Below are 19139 nucleotides of genomic sequence, written 5' to 3' on the forward strand. Positions count from 1 at the left end.
TAAGCAGATCGAATCGATGAAAAAGAGCCATCCCGAACTGTCGCCCACCGTCATGAACGAGCGCATGCTGGCGCGCCTGCGCCTGCGGCACCTGCGCCTGGTGGTCGCGCTCGGCACCACGGCCACGCTGCACAAGGCGGCCGAGGCCGTCGGCATCAGCCAGCCGGCGGCCACGCAGATGCTGCGCGAGATGGAGGAGCTGCTGGCCCTGCAGCTGTTCGAGCGGCATTCGCGCGGCATGCGGCCCACCGCCGCCGGCCGCGTGCTGGCCGACCACGGGCGCTCGGTGCTGGAGTCGCTGCGCACGGCCACCGGCACCATGGCCGCGCTGGCGGCCGGCGCCAGCGGCCTGCTGCGCATCGGCGGCACGCCGGCCGCGCTGACCGGGCTGCTGGAGCCGGTGATCGGCGCCTTCCACCGGCAGCACCCCGACCTGCAACTGGAGGTGGTCGAGGACAGCAGCGAGCGCCTGCTCGCCGGCCTGACCGGCGGTGCGCTGCACCTGATCCTGGTGCGCCAGTCCACGCCGGTGCCCGAGGGCCTGCGGTTCGAGGCGCTGCGGCGCGATCGCGCGGTGCTGGTGGCCTCGTGCCGCCATCCGGCCGCCGCGCTGGCCCGCGTGCGCCTGCGCGACCTGGCCGAAGAGCGCTGGATCCTGCCGCCGGTGGAGTTCCCGATCCGCCGCCTGTTCGACACGCTGTTCGAGAAGGCACGCATGCAGCCCCAGGTCTACGCGGTGCAGACCACCTCACCGGTGGTGCTGCCTACGCTGCTGCAGGCCGGCGGCGTGGTGGCGCCGATGCCGCTCTCGGTGGTCGGCCCCGGGCTGCAGGAGCGCGGCCTGGTGATGCTCAGGCTCGACCCCAAGCTGGGCCTGGAGCTGGAGGCGCTCGGCGCGATCTTCAGGCCCGAGGGCCTGGGCACCGCGGCGCGCAGCCTGCTGGAGGCGCTGCGCGAAGCCAGCCTTGGCGCCGGCGGCTCCTGAGGTCTGCCGGCCTCAGGCCGTTTTCTTGGCGACGAAGCCGTAGATGACCAGCAGCACCAGGGCGCCGATCACGCTGGCGATGAAGCCGGCGCTTTCGCCGGCCTTGTACCAGCCGATCGCCTGCCCCACGTAGTTGGCCGCGAAGGAGCCCGCGATGCCGAGCACCGCGGTCATGATCAGGCCCAGGTTGTCCTTGCCGGGGTGCAGGGCGCGCGCGATGAAGCCAACCACCAGGCCCACGAGGGCCATCCAGATGTAGTGCATGTCAAGTTCTCCATGGGAGCCCGGACCGGTTCCAGGACAGATGCAGGCTACGCCCTTGCGCGCGGGCCGGCAAGCCGCCCCCGTGCCGCAAACCGCCAAAGCCGGTCACCCTGCGCAGTCGTGTGATCTTTCCACGACGCGGCGAAACAAAGCGTTACCGCCTGCCGGGGCCGGCCGGCCCCGCGCCTTCACTGCCGGGCCGTGCGCACGTTGGGCGGCAGGGCCTGCGGGTGGCTGGTGCGGTAGGGGTTGATGTCGAGCCCGCCGCGGCGCGTGTAGCGCGCATAGACCGTGAGCTTGACCGGCTTGCAGCGCGTCCACAGGTCCATGAAGATGCGCTCGACGCACTGTTCGTGGAACTCGTTGTGGTTGCGAAAGCTCACCAGGTACTGCAGCAGGCCGGCCTGGTCGATCTGCGGGCCGCTGTAGGCGATCTGCACGCTGCCCCAATCGGGCTGGCCGGTCACCAGGCAGTTGCTCTTGAGCAGGTTGCTGACCAGCACTTCGCTGACCGGCTGCTCGTCGAAGGCCGCCGTCAGCAGCTCGGGCGCCGGCGTGTAGCGCGTGCACTCGATGTCGAGCCGGTCCAGGCTCAGGCCGTCGAGCTCGTGCACCGGCTCGCGGTCGAACAGCTCGGACAGCAGCAGCCTCACCCCGACCGAGGCGCTGGCGGGCGCGCCGCGCCAGACCGCCTCGCCCACGTCGGCGCGGATGCGCTCGCGCACCTCGTCGGCCGAGCCGAATCGGGTGTTGCTGAAGCTGTTGAGGTAGAGCTTGAACGACTTGCTCTCCACGATGTTGGGTGTCTCGCAAGGCACGGTGATGTGCGCCAGCGCCACCTGCGGCTTGCCGCGCGGGTTGAGCCAGCTCAGCTCGAACGCCGTCCATAGGTCGGCGCCGAAGAACGGCACGCGGCCGCCGGCGCCGATTTCCTCGCGCTTGGTGGCGCGGGCGATGGGAAACAGCAGCGAGGCGTCGTACTGGTCGGTGTACGGCGCCGGCTTGCCGAGCTGGGACTGTTCGGGCTGGTTCATGCGGCCCCCAGATGGGGAATCAGGGGTTCGAGCAGCCGCTCCACCACGCCTGGCGGCAGGTCGTGGCCCATGCCATCGATGCCCACCAGCCTGGCGCCGGGGATGCGCCGCGCCGTGTCCTCGCCGCAGGCGAACGGCACCAGCGGATCAGCCCGGCCATGCAGCACCAGCGTGGGCGCCGTGATGCGTCCGAGCTGCGCGGCGCGCTGGCCGGTGTCGGCCGCCACTGCCACCAGCTGGCGCAGTGTGCCGGCCGGATGGTGGTTGCGCTCGATGCCCTGCATGATGCGCTCGCGCATCTGCGCTTCCTCGAGCGGGAACGCGGGGTTGGCGATGATGCGGAACAGCTTGACGTAGTGGTCGGCCACGGCCTGCGGACCCTTGCCGGCCGGGCGGCTGATCAGGGCGCGGACGACTTCGGGCCGGGCCTCGGGCAGGCCGCGCGCGCCGCTGGAGCTCATGATGCTGGTCAGGCTCAGCACGCGCCCGGTGGCCGTCAGCGCCACGCGCTGCGCGATCATGCCGCCCATGGACACGCCGACCACGTGGGCCTTCTCGATGCCCATCGCGTCGAGCAGGCCCACGGCGTCGTTCGCCATGTCCTGCAGCGAATACGGGGCGCGCGGCGTGAAGCCGAGCTTGAGCTTGAGCGACTGCCACAGCACGTTGGGCACGCCCAGGTGGTCGAAGTGCTGGGACAGGCCGATGTCGCGGTTGTCGTGCCTGATCACGCGGTAGCCCGCCGCCACCAGCGCCTGCACGAAGGCCGGCGGCCAGGCGATGAGCTGCATGCCCAGCCCCATGATCAGCAGCACCACCGGGCGATCGGCGCCGCCCGTGTCCTCGACCTCGATGCCGATTCCGTTTGCTCTTATTTTCATAGCATTGCGTGTCCGTCTGACAAGGACCTTCGGCCCTTTTTTACTCGAAACGCTGCTGGCGCAGCCATTTGGTGGCGATCCACTTCTCGCCGGCGATCACCGGGGCGCCGCCGTGCAGCGTGCGGGTCGAGGGGTGGGGACGCTCGTAGCTGAAGAACACCGCGTTGCCGCGCTTGGGCGCGACTTCGAGGTGCACGTCGGGGAAGGTGGTGCCGCCGCCCTTCTCGGGCTCGCTCAGGTACATCACCAGCGTGGCCACGCGCTGGCCGCCGCGCTTGAGGATGGTGGGCGTGCCGGGCTCGGCCGGATCGAAGTAGTCGTAGTGCGGCTTGTACTCGGCGCCCGGGCGGTAGTGCAGGATCTGCAGGCCCTCGCCGTTCTCCTCGGGCCAGTTCACGAGCCGGGCGATGCGCGCCTCCAGGCGCCGCACCACCTCGTTCTCGCCGCGCGTGAAGAACATGCCGTTGCTGGTGCGGTCGGCGTTGAGCTCCTCGCCGCCGGTCTTGGTGGCCACCGTCAGCGAGCGCGCCAGGCGCGGCCGCGCGGCCTCGATCAGGGCCTCGCATTCCTCGTCCGACAGCAGGCTGCCGAACACCACGACGCGCGGGTTGTACATGGCCTGCAGCACGTGCACGCGCCGGTCGCCGGCATCGAGGTACAGCGGCGACTCGTCGAGCGCGGGCTCCGGCACCTGCACCGCGGGCGGCAGGCCCTGGCGCACGGCCTGCTCTTCGAGATGGTCCTGGAGCGTGGTTTCCAGCGCCTCGACCGCCACATCGCGCGCCCAGCCCGATGCGAGCATGGACTGGAGCACGGCCTCGGCGCCGTGGCCGGCCTGCGCCTGCTCGACGATCCACTGGCGCAACTGGGGCGTGATCTGCTGTTGACTCACGGACTCTGCTCCTCCAAGACGGCAGCCCGCCGGCGCGCAGCGGGCTTCATGAGATTCTGCGCCGAAACACCAGGCGCTCGGGCTGCGAGACGGCCGCGTCGAAGGCATAGCCCTCGAGGTCGAAGCCCTCGAGCTTCTTCGGCGTGATGATGCGGCGGGTGGCGGCGTAGCGCGCCATCAGCCCGCGCGCGCGCTTGGCCAGGAAGCTGATGACCTTGTACTGGCCGCCCTTCCAGTCCTCGAACACGCATTCGACGACGCGGGCCTTGAGCGCCTTGCGGTCGACCGACTTGAAATACTCCTGCGAGGCCAGGTTCACCACCACCGGCGTGCGGTCGGCCTGCAGCCGCTGGTTGAGGTAGTCGGCGATGCGCGTGCCCCAGAACTGGTAGAGGTTCTTCGCGCCGCCGACGGCCAGGCGCGTGCCCATTTCCAGGCGGTAGGGCTGCAGCCGGTCCAGCGGGCGCAGCACGCCGTAGAGGCCGCTCAGGATGCAGACATGGTCCTGCGCCCACGCCAGGTCGTTCGGCTTCAGCGTCTTCGCGTCCAGCCCTTCATAGACGTCGCCGTTGAAGGCGAGCACCGCCTGCTTCGAATTCTTCGCGGTGAACTTCGGCGTCCAGGCCTGGTAGCGCGCCACGTTGAGCGCCGACAGCGCATCGCTCAGGCTCATGAGTTCGGCGATCTGCTGCGGCGACTGGTGCCGCAGCACCTCGATGAGTTCGGTGGACTGCTTCACGAACAGCGGCTGGGTGTGCGGCAGGCCGGCAGGAACAGGGGTGTCGTAGTCCAGGGATTTCGCGGGGGACAGCAGAAACAGCATGAGAAGGGATGAAGCAATCCGGAAACCGGGAGAAACGGGCGGCCACCGCCCGGAAGGCTCCGATTATCCGGGATGCACCGGCCGCGCCGCAGCGCCGGCGACCCAGCGCACGCCTGCCCCGGCGTGGCCGGCCCGCCACACGCACCGGCACCTACATACATTTTCTTACAAACCCGCTATAACAGCCCACTCCCGGCACGCAGCGCGGCCGGGATCGCCTCATCGACGGGTTCGCTGCGGCATCAACCATGGAGAAACGCAATGGCAACATCGGCTTGGCAGGGCACCACGGCCATTGTCACCGGGGCCGGCTCGGGGATCGGGCGCGCGCTCACACTGGCGCTGGCCCGGCGCGGCGTACAGGTGGTGGCCACCGACGTCAACGACGCCGCCGTGCAGCAGGTCGCGGCCGAGGGCGGAGCATCGGTTCGCGGCGAAGTGCTCGACGTGCGGAGCGCGGACGCTGTGCGCGCGATCGTCGAAGCCACGGTGGACCGGCAGGGTCGCCTCGACTACCTGCTCAACAATGCCGGCATGGCCGTCGGCGGCGAGACGGACGACATCCAGCAGGTCGCGTGGGAACGGATCCTGGACGTCAACCTGCGCGGCGTGATCCACGGCGTGCTGGCGGCCTACCCGCAGATGTTGAAGCAGGGCTTCGGACACATCGTCAATACGGCCTCGCTGGCCGGCCTCGTCCCCGGGCCGCTGCTGACGCCCTATGCCATGACCAAGCATGCCGTGGTCGGGCTGTCCACCAGCCTGCGCATCGAGGCGGCGACGCGTGGCGTGCGCGTCAGCGCGCTGTGCCCGGCCGCCATCGAGACGCCGCTGCTCGACAGCAAGGGGGCGCCAGACCTGCCTGCGCCCATCTGGGTGCCCGACATGCGCCGCTTCCTGACGCGCCTCGCCGGCCCGCCCCATCCGGTGGCGGCCTTCGCCGAGGAGGCGCTCGACGCCATCGAGCGCAACCAGGCCATCATCGTCGTTCCAGGGCGCGCACGGGTGGCCTGGCGCCTCGCGCGGCTGTTCCCCGGGCTGGTGGAAAGACTGGCGCTGTCGGCGGTCCAGGCCGAGCGGGCCGACCGGTAGCCGGCTGCGGACGCGACCTCAGGCCGGCGCCAGATCCCCCGCCAGCGAGGCCAGCGTGTCGGCCGGGATGTCCATGTGCGCCGGGTAGTGGGTGTGGTCGCAGCCCAGGCGCACCGAGGCGCCGGCCTGGATTGCCGCGCGCATCGCAGGCGTGAACTCGAAGCGCACGAAGTGCACGGCCGAGGTTTTCTCGTCGTTCTCGCGGTCCAGGTCTTCGTCGGCGATGGCGTAGACGCGGTCATGGCCTTCGACTTCGACGAACAGGCGGTCCTCCACGCCGATCAGGCGCGCCAGCTCGCGCTTGCGTTCGTTGACGTCGGGGTACTCGATCATCATGGTCGCCTTCCAGTTGCCGCCGTCGGGCACCAGGGGCGCGTAGGCCTCGATCTCCTGCTCGATGCCCTCTTCCTCGAAGATCTTCTCGATGCGCAGCATCTCCTGGATCTGGTAGCGGATGCTGGTCTCGCTCTCGAACTGCAGCGTGATGTGCTCGCCCAGGTGCACGCTGCGCAGCTTGCGGTGCGCGATGATCTGCGGCTTGTTCTCCTTGCGGTACTTGCTGTAGGCCTCGAGCGTCATGAGGCTGTCGCGGGTGATGGTCATCGGGGAAGTCTCCTCATTCGAGTCCGTAGGCCATGCGCACCAGGCTCAGCGGATGCTCGAGCCTGGGCGCGCCGAGCTGGTTGACCTCGAAGCCCTGCGCGATGTGGTGGCCGCCCAGCGGGCAGTCGGAGCTGATGTAGTCGGGCAGGCCGCCGTCGCCCTGGCCCGAGCCGGGGTGCTCGGCCATGCGCTTGAACAGCGGTTTGCCGATCTTCAGGGCCTGCTGGTGGTAGGCCTTCTTGACGCCGAAGGTGCCGGCATGGCCCGAGCAGCGCTCGTTGGTCTGGACCCAGGTGCCGGGCACCATCTTGAGCATCTCCTCGGTCTTCTTGCCGATGTTCTGCACCCGGCCGTGGCAGGGGATCTGGTAGCTGATCCTGCCCAGGGACCGCGGGAATTCTGTCTTGAGCAGGCCGTCGCGCTTGCGCGCCATCAGGTACTCGAACGGGTCCCACATCGCGTCTTGGACGGCCTGCACGTCGGCGTCTGCGGGGTACATCAGCGGCAGCTCCTGCTTGAACATCAGCGTGCAGCTGGGCACGGCCGTGAGGATGGCATAGCCTTCCTTCGCATAGCGGGCCAGCACCGGGATGTTGGCTTCCTTGCTGGCGTTCACCGAATCGAGGTCGCCGAGTTCGAGCTTGGGCATGCCACAGCATTTCTCCTTGCTCACCAGCACGTAGGGCACTTCGTTGTGGTCCAGCACCTTGAGCAGATCGTGGCCGATGCCGGGCTCGTTGTAGTTGACGTAGCAGGTGGCATAGACGGCCACCTTGCCGGGGGTCTTGGCGCCGTCCTTCACGGCGTATGGCTTCGATTCGGGCGCGCCGGAGCGGAACTTGCGCGTAGCCAGCGCCGGCAGCCAGGCATTGCGGTCCACGCCCAGCACGCTCTCCATGGCGGCACGGGCCGGCTTGGTGTGGTTCACGGCGTTGGCCACCTGCACCACGATGGGAATGCCGGCGAACTGGCCGTGCACGTCGGTCGAGGCCAGGAACTTCTCGCCGGCCGTGACCTCGCCCTTCTTGAACTTGATCGCCTTGGCGCGCAGCATGGTGTGCGGGAAATCGACGTTCCACTCGTGCGGCGGCACGTAGGGGCACTTGGTCATGTAGCACAGGTCGCACAGGTAGCACTGGTCGACCACCTTCCAGTAGTCCTTCTTGTCGACGGCATCGACCTCGCCGCTCTGGCCCTCGTCGACCAGGTCGAATAGCGTGGGGAACGAGCCGCACAGACTCACGCAGCGGCGGCAGCCGTGGCAGATCTCGAAGATGCGCTCCATCTCATGCAGCGTGGCCGCTTCGTCGTAGAAATCCGGGCTCTTCCAGTCGATGGGGTGGCGTGTGGGGGCTTCGAGATTGCCTTCGCGTGCTGCCATGGAAGTTCTTCCTTTGCGGGGGCCACCGCGGAACCGGCTTTGCCGGGCCGCTGGTGGCGCCCCCTTGAGGGGGAAGCGCGACAGGCGCTTCGGGGGTGGGCTTAATCGACGAGTTCGTTCAGCGCCCGGGTGTAGCGGTTGGCATGCGAGCGCTCGGCCTTGGCCAGCGTCTCGAACCAGTCGGCCACTTCGTCGAAGCCTTCGTCGCGCGCGGTCTTGGCCATGCCCGGGTACATGTCGGTGTACTCGTGGGTTTCGCCGGCCACGGCGGCCTTCAGGTTGTCGCGCGTGGCGCCGATCGGCAGGCCGGTGGCGGGATCGCCGCACTGCTCCAGCCATTCGAGATGGCCGTGGGCATGGCCGGTTTCGCCTTCGGCGGTGGAACGGAACAGCGCCGCCACGTCGTTCTGGCCTTCAACGTCGGCCTTGTTTGCGAAGTACAGGTAACGGCGGTTGGCCTGGGATTCACCGGAAAAAGCCTCTTTGAGGTTTTGTTCCGTCTTGGAGCCTTTGAGTGCTGCCATGGAAATCTCCTTCGTGGGTTGAACAAACTGACTGGGTCGCCTCGAACAGCCATGTGAGCCATGTGTCTAAGACCGTCTCAGGTTAGCCGTGTTAGAGCGGCCCGTCTAATAAGCTGCGTCAATCCATGACATTGCATTTGGCTATGGCATCGATAGTATTGATAATAATTCTCAATAAGACAGGCCGCCTCCCGATTGGCATCAGATGGCAATTACGTTATAGTAAATGCATTACGCATAGTTGAATCTTCACCCTCTTCGAGGAGACTGTCATGGCCGCTGTACTGAAAGACGTCGCCCACCTGCCGGCGCCGGCACCCATCCACCAGTTGCACCACTACGCCTACCGCGCCCGGGATGCCGAGGAAACCCGGCACTTCTACGAAGACATCCTGGGCCTGCCGCTGTACCACATCATCCAGAGCGACGTGGTGCCCAGCACCGGCGAGTACTGCCCCTACACGCACTTTTTCTTCCGTCTGCAGGATGGCTCGTTCATCGCCTTCTTCGACCTCGGCAACGACGAGGCCGCCCTGCCCTCGCCCAACACGCCGGCCTGGGTCAACCACATCTCGTTCCGCGTGGACTCGGTGCAGGCCCTGGAGGACATGAAGGCGCGCCTGCAGGCCGAGGGCGTGGAGGTGCTGGGCGTGACCGACCACCACATCTTCAAGAGCATCTACTTCTTCGACCCCAACGGCGTGCGCCTGGAACTCACCGCGCAGCTGGCCGACGAGTTCCAGATGCTGCAGGAAAGCAAGACCGCGCACGCCCGCCTCCAGGAATGGACGGCGCGCAAGGAGCAATGGCGCCAGGACCGCGCCGCCGGCCGGGCCGCCGAGCCGCTCAAGCCGCAGCAGAACGACCGGCCCGAATTCACCCCCAGGTAAGCCCGTTGGCCCCGAGCAGCCGCCGCAGAGCGAGCGCCGCGGGCCGTTTTCATCGCCACATCCCTTTGAGGAGACAAATGTGCTTCGTCTGATTTCTTCCGTCCGCCGCGCGCTGCTGCCGGCTCTGGCCTTCGCCGCCGCCACGCTCTCGGCCGGCGCCCAGGCCCAGAACTTCCCGAACAAGCCCATCAAATGGGTGGTGGGCTACCCCGCCGGCGGCGGCACCGATTTTCTGGCGCGCACCATCGCCGCGCAAATGTCGGCGCAGCTCGGCCAGCAGGTCGTCATCGACAACCGGCCGGGCGCCGGCGCCATCATCGGCGCCGACATCACGGCCAAGTCGCCGGGCGACGGCTACACCGTGTTCACCGCCGACAACGGCGTGCTGGTCTACAACCCCGCGCTCTACAAGAAGCTGCCCTACGACCCCGCCAAGGACTTCGCCTCCATCGGCCTGATGGCGCGCGCGCCGCTGATGATCGTGGCCGCGCCCACCGCCGGCATCAAGGACGCGAAGGAACTGCTCGACACGCTCAAAAAGAACCCCGGCAAGTACAGCTACGGCTCGCCCGGCAACGGCAGCCCGCACCACCTGGCCATGGAGCTGCTCAAGAGCCGCACCGGCCTGTTCGTGGTGCACGTGCCCTACCGCGGCGCGGCGCCCGCGCTGCAGGACGTGATGGGCGGCCAGATCCCGCTGATGATGGTGGATACCTCGAGCGGCATGAGCGCCGTGAAGGCCGGCAAGCTGGTGCCGCTGGTCATGCTCTCGGCCAAGCGCATCCCGCAGCTGCCCGAGGTGCCGACCATGGCCGAGCTCGGCTACAAGGACGTGGAGGCTTACGCCTGGCAGGGCCTGGTGGTGCCGGCCAGCACGCCCAGGGACGTCCAGCTCAAGCTCAATGCCGAGATGCAGGCCGCGCTCAACAACCCGGGCGTGCGCAAGAAGCTGTACGACGCCGCCTGGGACCCGGTGCCCAGCGACGCGGGCATGATGGTGGCCTACACCGCCGCCGAAACGCGCGTCTGGCACAAGCTCATCAAGGAGCGCGGCATCACGCTGGAATGAGCGCGGCGGCCTCAATCGCTACATTTTTGATAGCAGACAATCACGAGGGCGCCTGGACATCCGGCCCAAAAGACCCATGAAACCAAGGAAATCGCATGCTGGAGGCTGACATGCCTGCAAACTACGCCGACACCGCCTTTACCAACGGCTACGAATTCACCCAGGGCGCCGGCTACACCCTGCCCGAATACCCGTTCGTCGAGCCCCCCGAGCTGGCCTCGGGCCAGGTGGTGCGGCACCCGGTCGTGATCGTGGGCGGCGGCATCACCGGCCTCACGCTGGCCTGCTCGCTGGCCAGGCTGGGCGTGGCGGCGGTGCTGCTGGACGAGGACAACACCGTGGGCGTCAAGGGCGCCTCCTCGCGCGGCATCTGCTACACGCAGAAGTCGCTGGAGATCTTCCACCGCCTGGGCGTCTACGAACGCATCGCGGCCAAGGGCATCCAGTGGAGCGTGGGCCGCACCTTCGCGGGCGAGGACGAGGTCTATTCGTTCGACCTGCGCCAGCAAAGCGCCTACAACCTCTCGAGCCAGCCGCCGTTCATCAACATCCAGCAGTTCTACATCGAGGGCTTCCTGGTCGAGCGCATCTATGAGCTCGGCCATGTGGACCTGCGCTGGAAAAGCCGCGTCACCGCCTTCGAGCAGAACGCCGGCGGCGCCACGCTCACGGTGGAAACCCCGGCCGGCAGCTACCGCATCGAAGCCGACCACGTGGTGGACGCCACCGGCTCGCACAGCCCGTTCCGGCGCTGGTGCAACGCCTCGGTCACCGCCAAGAAGGGCGACGACCGCTGGTGCATCGCCGACGTGCGCTTCACCAAGCGCCCGCCCACCGAGCGCCACACCTGGGTCGAGGCGCCGTTCAACGAAAACCGCGCCGTCTGGCAGCACCTGATGGGCGACGACGTCTGGCGCATCGACTACCAGATGGCGCCCAACGCCGACCCCGACTACGTGAGCCGCGAGGACGTGGTGCGCGAGCGCCTGGCGCGCCAGTTCGGCGCGGACTGCGGCGTGGAGATCGTCTGGGTCGGCCCCTACGCCTACCGCAGCGAGTGCATCGACCAGATGCGCCACGGCCGCGTGTTCTTCATGGGCGACTCGGCCAAGGTGGTCAGCCCGTTCGGCGCGCGCGGCGGCAACACCGGCATCGCCGACGCCGACAACCTGGCCTGGAAGCTGGCCACCGTGCTGCGCGGCCAGGCCGCGCCCGCGCTGCTGCACAGCTACCACGAGGAACGCCACGAGGCCGCGCGCCAGAACGTGCTGGTGACCAACCGCACGGCGCGCTTCCTGCGCCCGGCCGACGGCGTGGAGCGGCTGTTCCGCGACGCCGCCATCGGCCTGGCCAAGCAGCACCCGTTCGCGCGCCAGTTCGTCAACACCGGCCGCATGGCGGTGGCCAACCCCTACACCCGCTCCAGCGCCTGCGACAGCACCGGCGGCCTGTCGGTGCAGAACGTGGGCTTCCAGTGGGCCGACGGCAGCCGCGGCGTCGTCAACGACCTGCTGCAATGGGCCGGCGGCCACCTGCTGCTGCTGGTGTTCGGCCGCCTCGAGGCGGCCGACCGGCAACGCCTGCGCGCGCTCGCCCAGGCGGCGCCCGTGCGCTGCGTGCAGGTGCTGGGCGCCGGCGACCCGGCCGCCGTGCGCGAGCATGTGCGCGACCCTGAAGGCCACCTGCGGGGCGCCTGCCACCTGGCCGGCCATGCCTGGGCGCTGCTGCGCCCCGACAGCTATGTGGCCGCCACCGGCGAGGCCATCGACGCCGCGCTGGTGCGCGCCATCGAGAAATCCCTGGGCGCCGATCAGGAGGCCGCATGAAAACCATCCTCAACTTCCAGGACGCGGACCTGTTCTACGAGCAGCTGCTGGACGCCCACCAGGGCCTGAGCCAGCCGCAGTCCGAACTCTTCAACGCGCGCCTCGTCCTGCTGCTGGCCAACCAGGTGGGCGACGCCAAGGTGCTGCAGGCCTGCATCGAGGCGGCAAAGGACATCCCCAAGTAAAATTGCGGTTTCCCACCCGGTCATCCAACGGCACCTGCGGGTGCCGTTCGTCATTTTGAAGTCCACGCCATGAGCGACACCCTGCAGCAACCCGGCCTCAACAGCCTGTCCAAATCCTTCGAGCCGGCCGCCATCGAGGCCCACTGGGGCCCCGAGTGGGAGCGGCGCGGCTATGCCGCCGCGGGCTGGCGCGGCACGCAGGCGCCCAAGGCCGGCGAGCCGGCCTTCTCGATCCAGCTACCGCCGCCCAACGTCACGGGCACGCTGCACATGGGCCACGCGTTCAACCAGACCATCATGGACAGCCTCACGCGCTACCACCGCATGAAGGGCTTCAACACCCTGTGGGTGCCGGGCACCGACCATGCGGGCATCGCCACCCAGATCGTGGTGGAACGCCAGTTGCAGGAGCAGAAAACCAGCCGCCACGACCTGGGCCGCAAGAACTTCGTCGCCAAGATCTGGGAGTGGAAGGAGAAGTCGGGCAACACCATCACCACGCAGATGCGCCGCATGGGCGACAGCGTGGACTGGGGCCACGAGTACTTCACCATGGACGACAAGCTCTCGAAGGTCGTCACCGAAACCTTCGTGCGCCTGTACGAGCAGGGCCTGATCTACCGCGGCAAGCGCCTGGTGAACTGGGATCCCGAGCTCAAGACCGCCGTGAGCGACCTCGAGGTCGAAAGCGAAGAGGAAGACGGCTTCCTCTGGCACATCCGCTACCCGCTGGCCGACGGCAGCGGCGAATCGCTGACCGTGGCCACCACGCGGCCCGAAACCATGCTCGGCGACGTGGCCGTGATGGTGCACCCCGAGGACGAGCGCTACCGGCACCTGGTCGGCAAGTCGGTCAAGCTGCCGCTGTGCGACCGCGACATTCCCGTGATCGCCGACGACTACGTGGACAAGGCCTTCGGCACCGGCGTGGTCAAGGTCACGCCCGCGCACGACGTGAACGACTACGCCGTGGGCCAGCGCCACAAGCTGCCGATCATCGGCGTGCTGACGCTGGACGCCGCCGTCAACGACAACGCGCCCGCGAAATACCGCGGCCTCAACCGCTTCGTGGCGCGCAAGCAGGTGGTGGCCGACCTCGAAGCGCAGGGCTTCCTGGTCGAGGTCAAGAAGCACAAGCTCATGGTGCCGCGCTGCGCGCGCACCGGCCAGGTGATCGAGCCCATGCTGACCGACCAGTGGTTCGTGGCCATGAGCCAGGTCGGCAAGGACGACCCCACGGGCCGGAGCATCGCGCAGAAGGCGATCGACGCCGTCCAGTCCGGCCAGGTGACGTTCGTGCCCGAGAACTGGGTCAACACCTACAACCAGTGGATGAACAACATCCAGGACTGGTGCATCAGCCGCCAGCTCTGGTGGGGCCACCAGATCCCGGCCTGGTACGACGAAGACGGCCGGGTGATCGTGGCCCGCAGCGAGACCGAAGCCCAGGCCCAGGCGCCGGGCAAGACGCTGCGCCGCGACGAGGACGTGCTCGACACCTGGTATTCCTCCGCGCTGGTGCCTTTCTCCACCATGGGCTGGCCACACCAGGGAACGGGCGAGACCGACGACTACAACCTCTACCTGCCCAGCACCGTGCTGGTCACGGGCTACGACATCATCTTCTTCTGGGTCGCCCGGATGATCATGATGACCACGCACTTCACCGGCCGCGTGCCGTTCAGGCATGTCTACATCCACGGCCTGGTGCGCGACTCGCACGGCAAGAAGATGAGCAAGAGCGAAGGCAACGTGCTCGACCCGGTGGACCTGATCGACGGCATCTCGCTGGAGCCGCTGCTGGAGAAGCGCACCACCGGCCTGCGCAAGCCCGAGACCGCGCCCACCGTGCGCAAGAACACGCAGAAGGAGTTTCCCGAGGGCATTCCCGCCTACGGCGCCGATGCGCTGCGCTTCACCTTCGCGGCGCTGGCCTCGCTGGGCCGCAGCATCAACTTCGACAGCAAGCGCTGCGAGGGCTACCGCAACTTCTGCAACAAGCTCTGGAACGCCACGCGCTTCGTGCTGATGAACTGCGAGGGCCAGGACTGCGGGCTGAAGGAGCACACGAAGGAGCAGTGCCAGCCTGGCGGCGAATTCGAGGGCTACATGCAGTTCAGCCCGGCCGACCGCTGGATCAGCTCGGTGCTGCAGAAGGTCGAGGCCGAGGTGGCCCAAGGCTTCGAGGACTACCGTCTGGACAACGTGGCCAACACGGTCTACGACTTCGTCTGGAACGAGTTCTGCGACTGGTACCTGGAGATCGCCAAGGTGCAGATCCAGACCGGCAGCGCGGCGCAGCAACGCGCCACGCGCCGCACCTTGATCCGCACGCTGGAGGCCATCCTGCGGCTGGCGCACCCCATCATCCCGTTCATCACCGAAGCGCTATGGCAGAAGGTGGCGCCGGTCGCGGGCATCGCTGGCGACTCGGTCAGCATCGCGCGCTATCCGGAGGCCCAGCCGCAGAAGATCGACGAGGCCGCCATCGCGCATGTCGCCAAGCTCAAGTCGCTGGTCGATGCCTGCCGCAACCTGCGCGGCGAGATGGGCGTGTCGCCCGCGGCGCGGCTGCCGCTCTATGCGCTGGGCGACGCCGCCTTCCTGCGCGAGGCCGCGCCGGTGCTGCAGGCCCTGGCCAAGCTCAGCGAGGTCAAGGTGTTCGACAGCGAGGCCGACTGGGCCGCGGCCGCGCAGGCCGCCCCGGTGGCCCTGGTCGGCGAGGCGCACCTGTGCCTGCACATGGAGATCGACGTCGCGGCCGAGAAGGCCCGCCTGGGCAAGGAGGCCGCGCGGCTCGAAGGCGAGATCGCCAAGGCCACCGCCAAGCTCGGCAACGAGGCCTTCGTGGCCAAGGCGCCGCCGGCGGTGATCGATCAGGAGCGCAAGCGCATGGCGGATTTCGGCGCCACGCTGGCCAAGGTGCGGGACCAGCTGACCCGGCTGGGTTGAGAGGCTGAGCGCCCGGCGCCGCGGGTTGCTATCTTTTCAGGAGCAGCCCAGGACCGCCCCGCCTGGACCTTCGCCGAATTTCATCAACGAATGATGAATTGCGGCTCTTCCCGGGCCGCCGGCGGCTCCGCCAACCCCATCGGCGCGCTGATCACCGAATCCAGGTTGGGCGGCGCGCTCAGCGCGTCATGCAGGCGGTGGGCCACATACCAGCTCGCGCGCAGGCGCGATTCGCGCGTGTGCGAGCCCAGCCGCGGCGTGACGAACAGGTTGCCCACTTCATGCAGCGGCGAACCGCGCGAGGCGAAGCCGGCCTCGGCGCCGTCGATCATGCAGGCGTCGATGCGGCCATCGCCGAGCGCGCCGGCCAGCGCCTGCGGATCGAACAGCGAAGACCGGCTGGTGCCGACCCAGACCTGGCCCCGCTTGCAGTGCGCCAGCACCTTGTCGTTGACGAAGCCGCGGTAGCGCGAGGCATACATGACCTGCACCGAGACGCCGTCGGCCTGGGCCATCAGCTCCGGCAGGCTGACGGGCTGGATGCGCAGGCGCTCCCAGATCGGCGCGGTGTGGTGCACGGCCGGGTCGTAGCCGACCAGCTTGGCGCCCAGCGAGTGCAGCATCAGCGCCAGCGTATGGGCGGTGGGCGCCAGCCCCAGGATGCCGATGGTGCTGCCGTTGAGCTCGCGGCCGAGCCGGATGTCGGCATGGCGGTTGCCGATCAGCGACGAGCCGATGCCGCGCCGGAACAGCAGCAGCAGGCCGGCCAGCAGGTACTCGGCATTGGAGCGCACATTGGCCGTCAGGGCCTGGACCACCTTGACGCTGCGCTCGCGGCAGGCTTCGAGGTCGGTGTTGTCGGTGCCGCCGTGCAGGCGCGCCACGGCGCGCAGCCGCGGCGCGAAATCGAGGAACTCCCGCGTCAGCACCACCTTGCGCGGCAGCACGACCGCCTCGGCCTTGTAGACGGCCTTGCGCAGGGCACTGGCATCGTCGGCCAGCTCGGGGCGGTACTCCACGGAATGGCGCGACTCCAGCCAGGCCATCGCTTCGGGTACCAGCGCCTCAAGAAGTAAGATGTCCACCCGGATATCGTCCTTTGTCCTCTGTGTGATCAGATGGGTAAAGTGATGCTTTCGTCACTTATTTGTGTTCAATTTGAAACACTTTAGCGGGAATTCCCGAATATGTCGATGCAGAAAGTCACAAGAATCAACAAGGCCGTTTTCCCCGTCGCGGGGCTTGGAACGCGGTTTCTGCCCGCCACCAAGGCCCAGCCCAAGGAAATGATGCCGGTGGTGGACAAGCCGCTGATCCAGTACGCGGTGGAAGAAGCCTATGCCGCCGGCATCCGCCACATGATTTTCGTGACAGGACGCAACAAGCGTGCCATCGAAGACCATTTCGACGTGGCCTACGAGCTGGAAAGCGAGCTGGAAGCCAGCCAGAAGCACGAGCTGCTGAGCCTCGTGCGCTCGATGCAGCCCGACGACATGGACTGCTCCTATGTGCGCCAGCCGCGCTCGCTGGGCCTGGGCCATGCCGTGCTCTGCGCCGAGAAACTGGTGGGCCACGAGCCGTTCGCCGTGCTGCTGGCCGACGATCTGATGACCGGCCCGCCCGGCGGTGCCTCGGTACTGACACAAATGGCAGACGTTTTTGAGCGCCTGCAGACATCTTTGCTCGCCGTGCAGGAAGTGCCGCTGGCCCAGGTGCGGCGCTACGGCATCGTGGCCGGCGAAGCGGTGGGCGAGCGCCTGATCCGGGTGCGCCAGATGGTGGAGAAGCCGCAGCCCGAGGCCGCCCCGTCGCGCATGGGCGTGGCCGGGCGCTACATCCTCACGCCCGCCGTGTTCGACCACATCCGCCACCAGCCGCGCGGCGCGGGCGGCGAGATCCAGCTCACCGACGCGATTGCGCGCCTGATGGAAACCGAGGGCGTGCACGCCTGGCAGTACGAAGGCAAGCGCTACGACTGCGGCAGCAAGCAGGGTTTCCTCGAAGCCACGGTGGAACTGGCGCTGCAGCACCCCGAAGTGGGCGAGCGCTTTCGCAGCTACCTCAAGTCGCTGGCGCTGTAGCGCTCCTCGCTGTTTTCAGCGTCTGGCGGCGGCCGCCGCCGCGCCGGCTAGCGGCGGCGCAGCACGTGCACGAAATCGCCGCCCACCGTCTGCTGCTCGACCAGCTCGTTGCCGGTCTGCTTGGCAAAGGCCTGGAAGTCGCGCAGCGAGCCGGAATCGGTGGCCACCACCTTGAGCAGCTGGCCGCTGAGCATCTCGGTCAGCGCCTTCTTGGCCTTGAGGATCGGCAGGGGGCAGTTCAGGCCGCGGGTGTCGAGTTCTTTGTCGATGTTCATCAGGAATTCCTTCGGATTGCCCGAATTTTAAGCACTCCGCCAATCCCGCTCCGGCAACGCGATCAATGGCCGGCCAAAACCCGGGGCGCGGCGGTCGAGGCACGCACCACCAGCTCGGGGCGCAGCACCACCGTCGAGGCCGAGCCGGCCTCGCCCGCGATCGACTCGAACAGCATTTCGGCGGCGCGCCAGCCCAGCTCGCGGTGCGGCAGGCGCACCGTGGTCAGCGGCGGCGACACCAGGTCGACCAGCGGCATGTCGTTGTGGCCGGTGATCGACAAATCGTGGGGCACCTGCAGCCCCGCGGCGAGCATCGCATCGTAGGCGCCGAGCGCCACCAGGTCGTTGCAGCAGACCACCGCCTGCGGACGCTTCGGCCGGGCCAGCAGCTGCTGCATCGCCAGGCGCCCGGCGTCGCGGCTGTAGGCCGTGCATTCGATGATGGGGGACGGCTTGATCCCCCGGTCGCGCAGCGCCTGCTCGAAGCCCTGGCGGCGGCCCACGCCCGTCGGCAGGTTCTGCGGGCCTGCGAGGTGCGCGATGCGCACATGCCCGAGCTGCGCGAGGTGGTCGACGGCCAGCTTCATCGCGAGCCGGTCGTCGCTGACGACGGCGCCGAGCCGGCCGGAATCGTCGGCGCGGTTGACCAGCACCGCCGGGATGCCGGCGGCCGTGACGAAGTCGATCAGCGGATCGTCGCGCGTGGCCGTGGCCATGACGAGGCCGTCCACCCGCTGCGCCAGCATGCGCTCGACGATGGCGCGCGCCGTGCCGTTGTCGGCCGCATGGGCCATGAGCATGAAATAGTGGCGCGACGCCGCGCTGGCCTCGATGCCTTCGAGGATCGGCGGGAACACCGCGTTCGTGATGTCCGGCAGCAGCACGCCGATGGTGTGGGTGCGTCCGGTGCGCAGGGCCGAGGCCGCGCGGTTGGGCCGGTAGCCGAGCTTGCGCGCGGCCGCTTCCACCTGCGCCAGCACTTCGGCGCTGATCAGGCTGCGCCGCCTCGGGTCGAGCGCGCGCGACACGGTCGACACATGCACGCCGGCAGCCTGCGCCACATCGCGGATGGTCACCGGGGCGGAAACGGCGGCGGGGCCGGTGCGGGAGGAGGAAGCCATGGAGCGGGCCATTCTAGACGCCGCCCCGGCACCGAAGCGCAGCGCCGGATCCCGCCCCTTAGGCAGAAACCCTCATGGACGCTCCCGGCCTCGCTGCAGAAAATGTGCAAACGTTTGCACTTCCCGTTCGACGACCCAGACCCATGCGCCAGAACAACACCAGACGGGCTTGCCGGCCCGGATACCGGTGCCCGGAACCACGGTGCGCACGCCGTGCCACCAGGGTCTCACCGGCCTCTGCCCGGCACGGTGGCCATCGGT

Annotated in this window: 19 protein-coding genes; 8 read left to right on the forward strand and 11 right to left on the reverse strand. The window is 68.3% G+C overall.

Annotated elements, in window-relative coordinates; genetic code table 11:
* The first annotated feature begins 16 nt into the window (after positions 1-16).
* Positions 17-985, forward strand: coding sequence for a LysR family transcriptional regulator (locus MMF98_RS14340; protein ID WP_243307021.1), 969 nt, complete (start codon positions 17-19; stop codon positions 983-985).
* Positions 986-997: 12 nt separating this feature from the next.
* Here MMF98_RS14340 and MMF98_RS14345 read toward each other — a convergent pair whose 3' ends face one another.
* The 5 genes from MMF98_RS14345 to yaaA form a co-directional block, all read right to left on the reverse strand.
* A complete protein-coding gene (locus tag MMF98_RS14345) occupies positions 998-1249 on the reverse strand; it encodes a GlsB/YeaQ/YmgE family stress response membrane protein (protein WP_243307022.1) in 252 nt (83 codons plus the stop codon).
* A gap of 188 nt (positions 1250-1437) precedes the next feature.
* Positions 1438-2283, reverse strand: coding sequence for an NADPH-dependent 7-cyano-7-deazaguanine reductase QueF (queF, locus tag MMF98_RS14350; RefSeq protein WP_243307023.1), 846 nt, complete (start codon positions 2281-2283; stop codon positions 1438-1440).
* The gene (locus MMF98_RS14355) at positions 2280-3164 is read right to left on the reverse strand and encodes an alpha/beta fold hydrolase (protein WP_243307025.1); all 885 of its coding nucleotides are present in this window, start codon (positions 3162-3164) and stop codon (positions 2280-2282) included. The genes queF and MMF98_RS14355 overlap by 4 nt, the downstream gene beginning before the upstream one ends.
* Positions 3165-3204: 40 nt before the next feature.
* Complete coding sequence (locus MMF98_RS14360) at positions 3205-4056, reverse strand: 2OG-Fe(II) oxygenase (protein WP_243307027.1); 852 nt, start codon at positions 4054-4056, stop codon at positions 3205-3207.
* 46 nt (positions 4057-4102) lie between these two features.
* Complete coding sequence (yaaA, locus tag MMF98_RS14365; protein ID WP_243307028.1) at positions 4103-4879, reverse strand: peroxide stress protein YaaA; 777 nt, start codon at positions 4877-4879, stop codon at positions 4103-4105.
* Between the two features lie 261 nt (positions 4880-5140).
* On the opposite strand from yaaA, the gene MMF98_RS14370 reads away from it, so the two are divergent.
* Positions 5141-5971, forward strand: a complete 831-nt coding sequence (locus MMF98_RS14370) for an SDR family NAD(P)-dependent oxidoreductase (protein ID WP_243307029.1) — start codon at positions 5141-5143, stop codon at positions 5969-5971.
* 18 nt (positions 5972-5989) lie between these two features.
* On the opposite strand, the gene MMF98_RS14375 is transcribed toward MMF98_RS14370, so the two are convergent.
* The 3 genes from MMF98_RS14375 to MMF98_RS14385 all read right to left on the reverse strand — a co-directional run bounded on the left by MMF98_RS14375 (position 5990) and on the right by MMF98_RS14385 (position 8479).
* Positions 5990-6574 carry a DUF3501 family protein gene (locus MMF98_RS14375; RefSeq protein ID WP_243307030.1) on the reverse strand — a complete coding sequence of 195 codons (585 nt, stop codon included), beginning with the start codon at positions 6572-6574 and terminating at the stop codon, positions 5990-5992.
* A 13-nt stretch (positions 6575-6587) separates the two neighbouring features.
* Positions 6588-7955 carry a (Fe-S)-binding protein gene (locus MMF98_RS14380; RefSeq protein WP_243307031.1) on the reverse strand — a complete coding sequence of 456 codons (1368 nt, stop codon included), beginning with the start codon at positions 7953-7955 and terminating at the stop codon, positions 6588-6590.
* 101 nt (positions 7956-8056) lie between these two features.
* Positions 8057-8479 (reverse strand): rubrerythrin family protein, encoded by a 423-nt coding sequence (locus MMF98_RS14385; RefSeq protein ID WP_243307033.1) that lies wholly within the window; start codon positions 8477-8479, stop codon positions 8057-8059.
* Positions 8480-8751: 272 nt separating this feature from the next.
* Here MMF98_RS14385 and MMF98_RS14390 point away from each other — a divergent pair, with 272 nt between their 5' ends.
* The 5 genes from MMF98_RS14390 to MMF98_RS14410 all read left to right on the forward strand — a co-directional run bounded on the left by MMF98_RS14390 (position 8752) and on the right by MMF98_RS14410 (position 15401).
* Positions 8752-9369 (forward strand): VOC family protein, encoded by a 618-nt coding sequence (locus MMF98_RS14390; RefSeq protein WP_243307035.1) that lies wholly within the window; start codon positions 8752-8754, stop codon positions 9367-9369.
* 88 nt (positions 9370-9457) lie between these two features.
* A complete protein-coding gene (locus MMF98_RS14395; RefSeq protein WP_243307406.1) occupies positions 9458-10438 on the forward strand; it encodes a Bug family tripartite tricarboxylate transporter substrate binding protein in 981 nt (326 codons plus the stop codon).
* Between the two features lie 110 nt (positions 10439-10548).
* Entirely contained in the window at positions 10549-12264 is a 1716-nt protein-coding gene (locus MMF98_RS14400) for an FAD-dependent oxidoreductase (protein WP_243307037.1), read from the forward strand.
* Positions 12261-12449, forward strand: a complete 189-nt coding sequence (locus tag MMF98_RS14405; protein ID WP_243307040.1) for a DUF2783 domain-containing protein — start codon at positions 12261-12263, stop codon at positions 12447-12449. Before MMF98_RS14400 ends, MMF98_RS14405 begins: the two co-directional genes overlap by 4 nt.
* Before the next feature lie 69 nt (positions 12450-12518).
* A complete protein-coding gene (locus MMF98_RS14410; protein ID WP_243307041.1) occupies positions 12519-15401 on the forward strand; it encodes a valine--tRNA ligase in 2883 nt (960 codons plus the stop codon).
* Between the two features lie 83 nt (positions 15402-15484).
* Here the strand turns inward: MMF98_RS14410 and MMF98_RS14415 are convergent, their stop codons facing one another.
* Positions 15485-16486 carry an NAD(P)-dependent oxidoreductase gene (locus MMF98_RS14415; RefSeq protein ID WP_243307043.1) on the reverse strand — a complete coding sequence of 334 codons (1002 nt, stop codon included), beginning with the start codon at positions 16484-16486 and terminating at the stop codon, positions 15485-15487.
* Positions 16487-16594: 108 nt separating this feature from the next.
* On the opposite strand from MMF98_RS14415, the gene galU reads away from it, so the two are divergent.
* Positions 16595-17482, forward strand: a complete 888-nt coding sequence (gene galU / locus MMF98_RS14420) for a UTP--glucose-1-phosphate uridylyltransferase GalU (protein WP_243307044.1) — start codon at positions 16595-16597, stop codon at positions 17480-17482.
* Between the two features lie 47 nt (positions 17483-17529).
* On the opposite strand, the gene MMF98_RS14425 is transcribed toward galU, so the two are convergent.
* Both MMF98_RS14425 and MMF98_RS14430 read right to left on the reverse strand, forming a co-directional pair.
* The gene (locus MMF98_RS14425; RefSeq protein ID WP_243307046.1) at positions 17530-17757 is read right to left on the reverse strand and encodes a sulfurtransferase TusA family protein; all 228 of its coding nucleotides are present in this window, start codon (positions 17755-17757) and stop codon (positions 17530-17532) included.
* A gap of 62 nt (positions 17758-17819) precedes the next feature.
* Entirely contained in the window at positions 17820-18878 is a 1059-nt protein-coding gene (locus tag MMF98_RS14430; RefSeq protein ID WP_243307048.1) for a LacI family DNA-binding transcriptional regulator, read from the reverse strand.
* Between the last annotated feature and the right edge of the window lie 261 nt (positions 18879-19139).

This window comes from Variovorax terrae (assembly GCF_022809125.1).
Taxonomy (GTDB): Bacteria; Pseudomonadota; Gammaproteobacteria; order Burkholderiales; family Burkholderiaceae_C; genus Variovorax_A; species Variovorax_A terrae.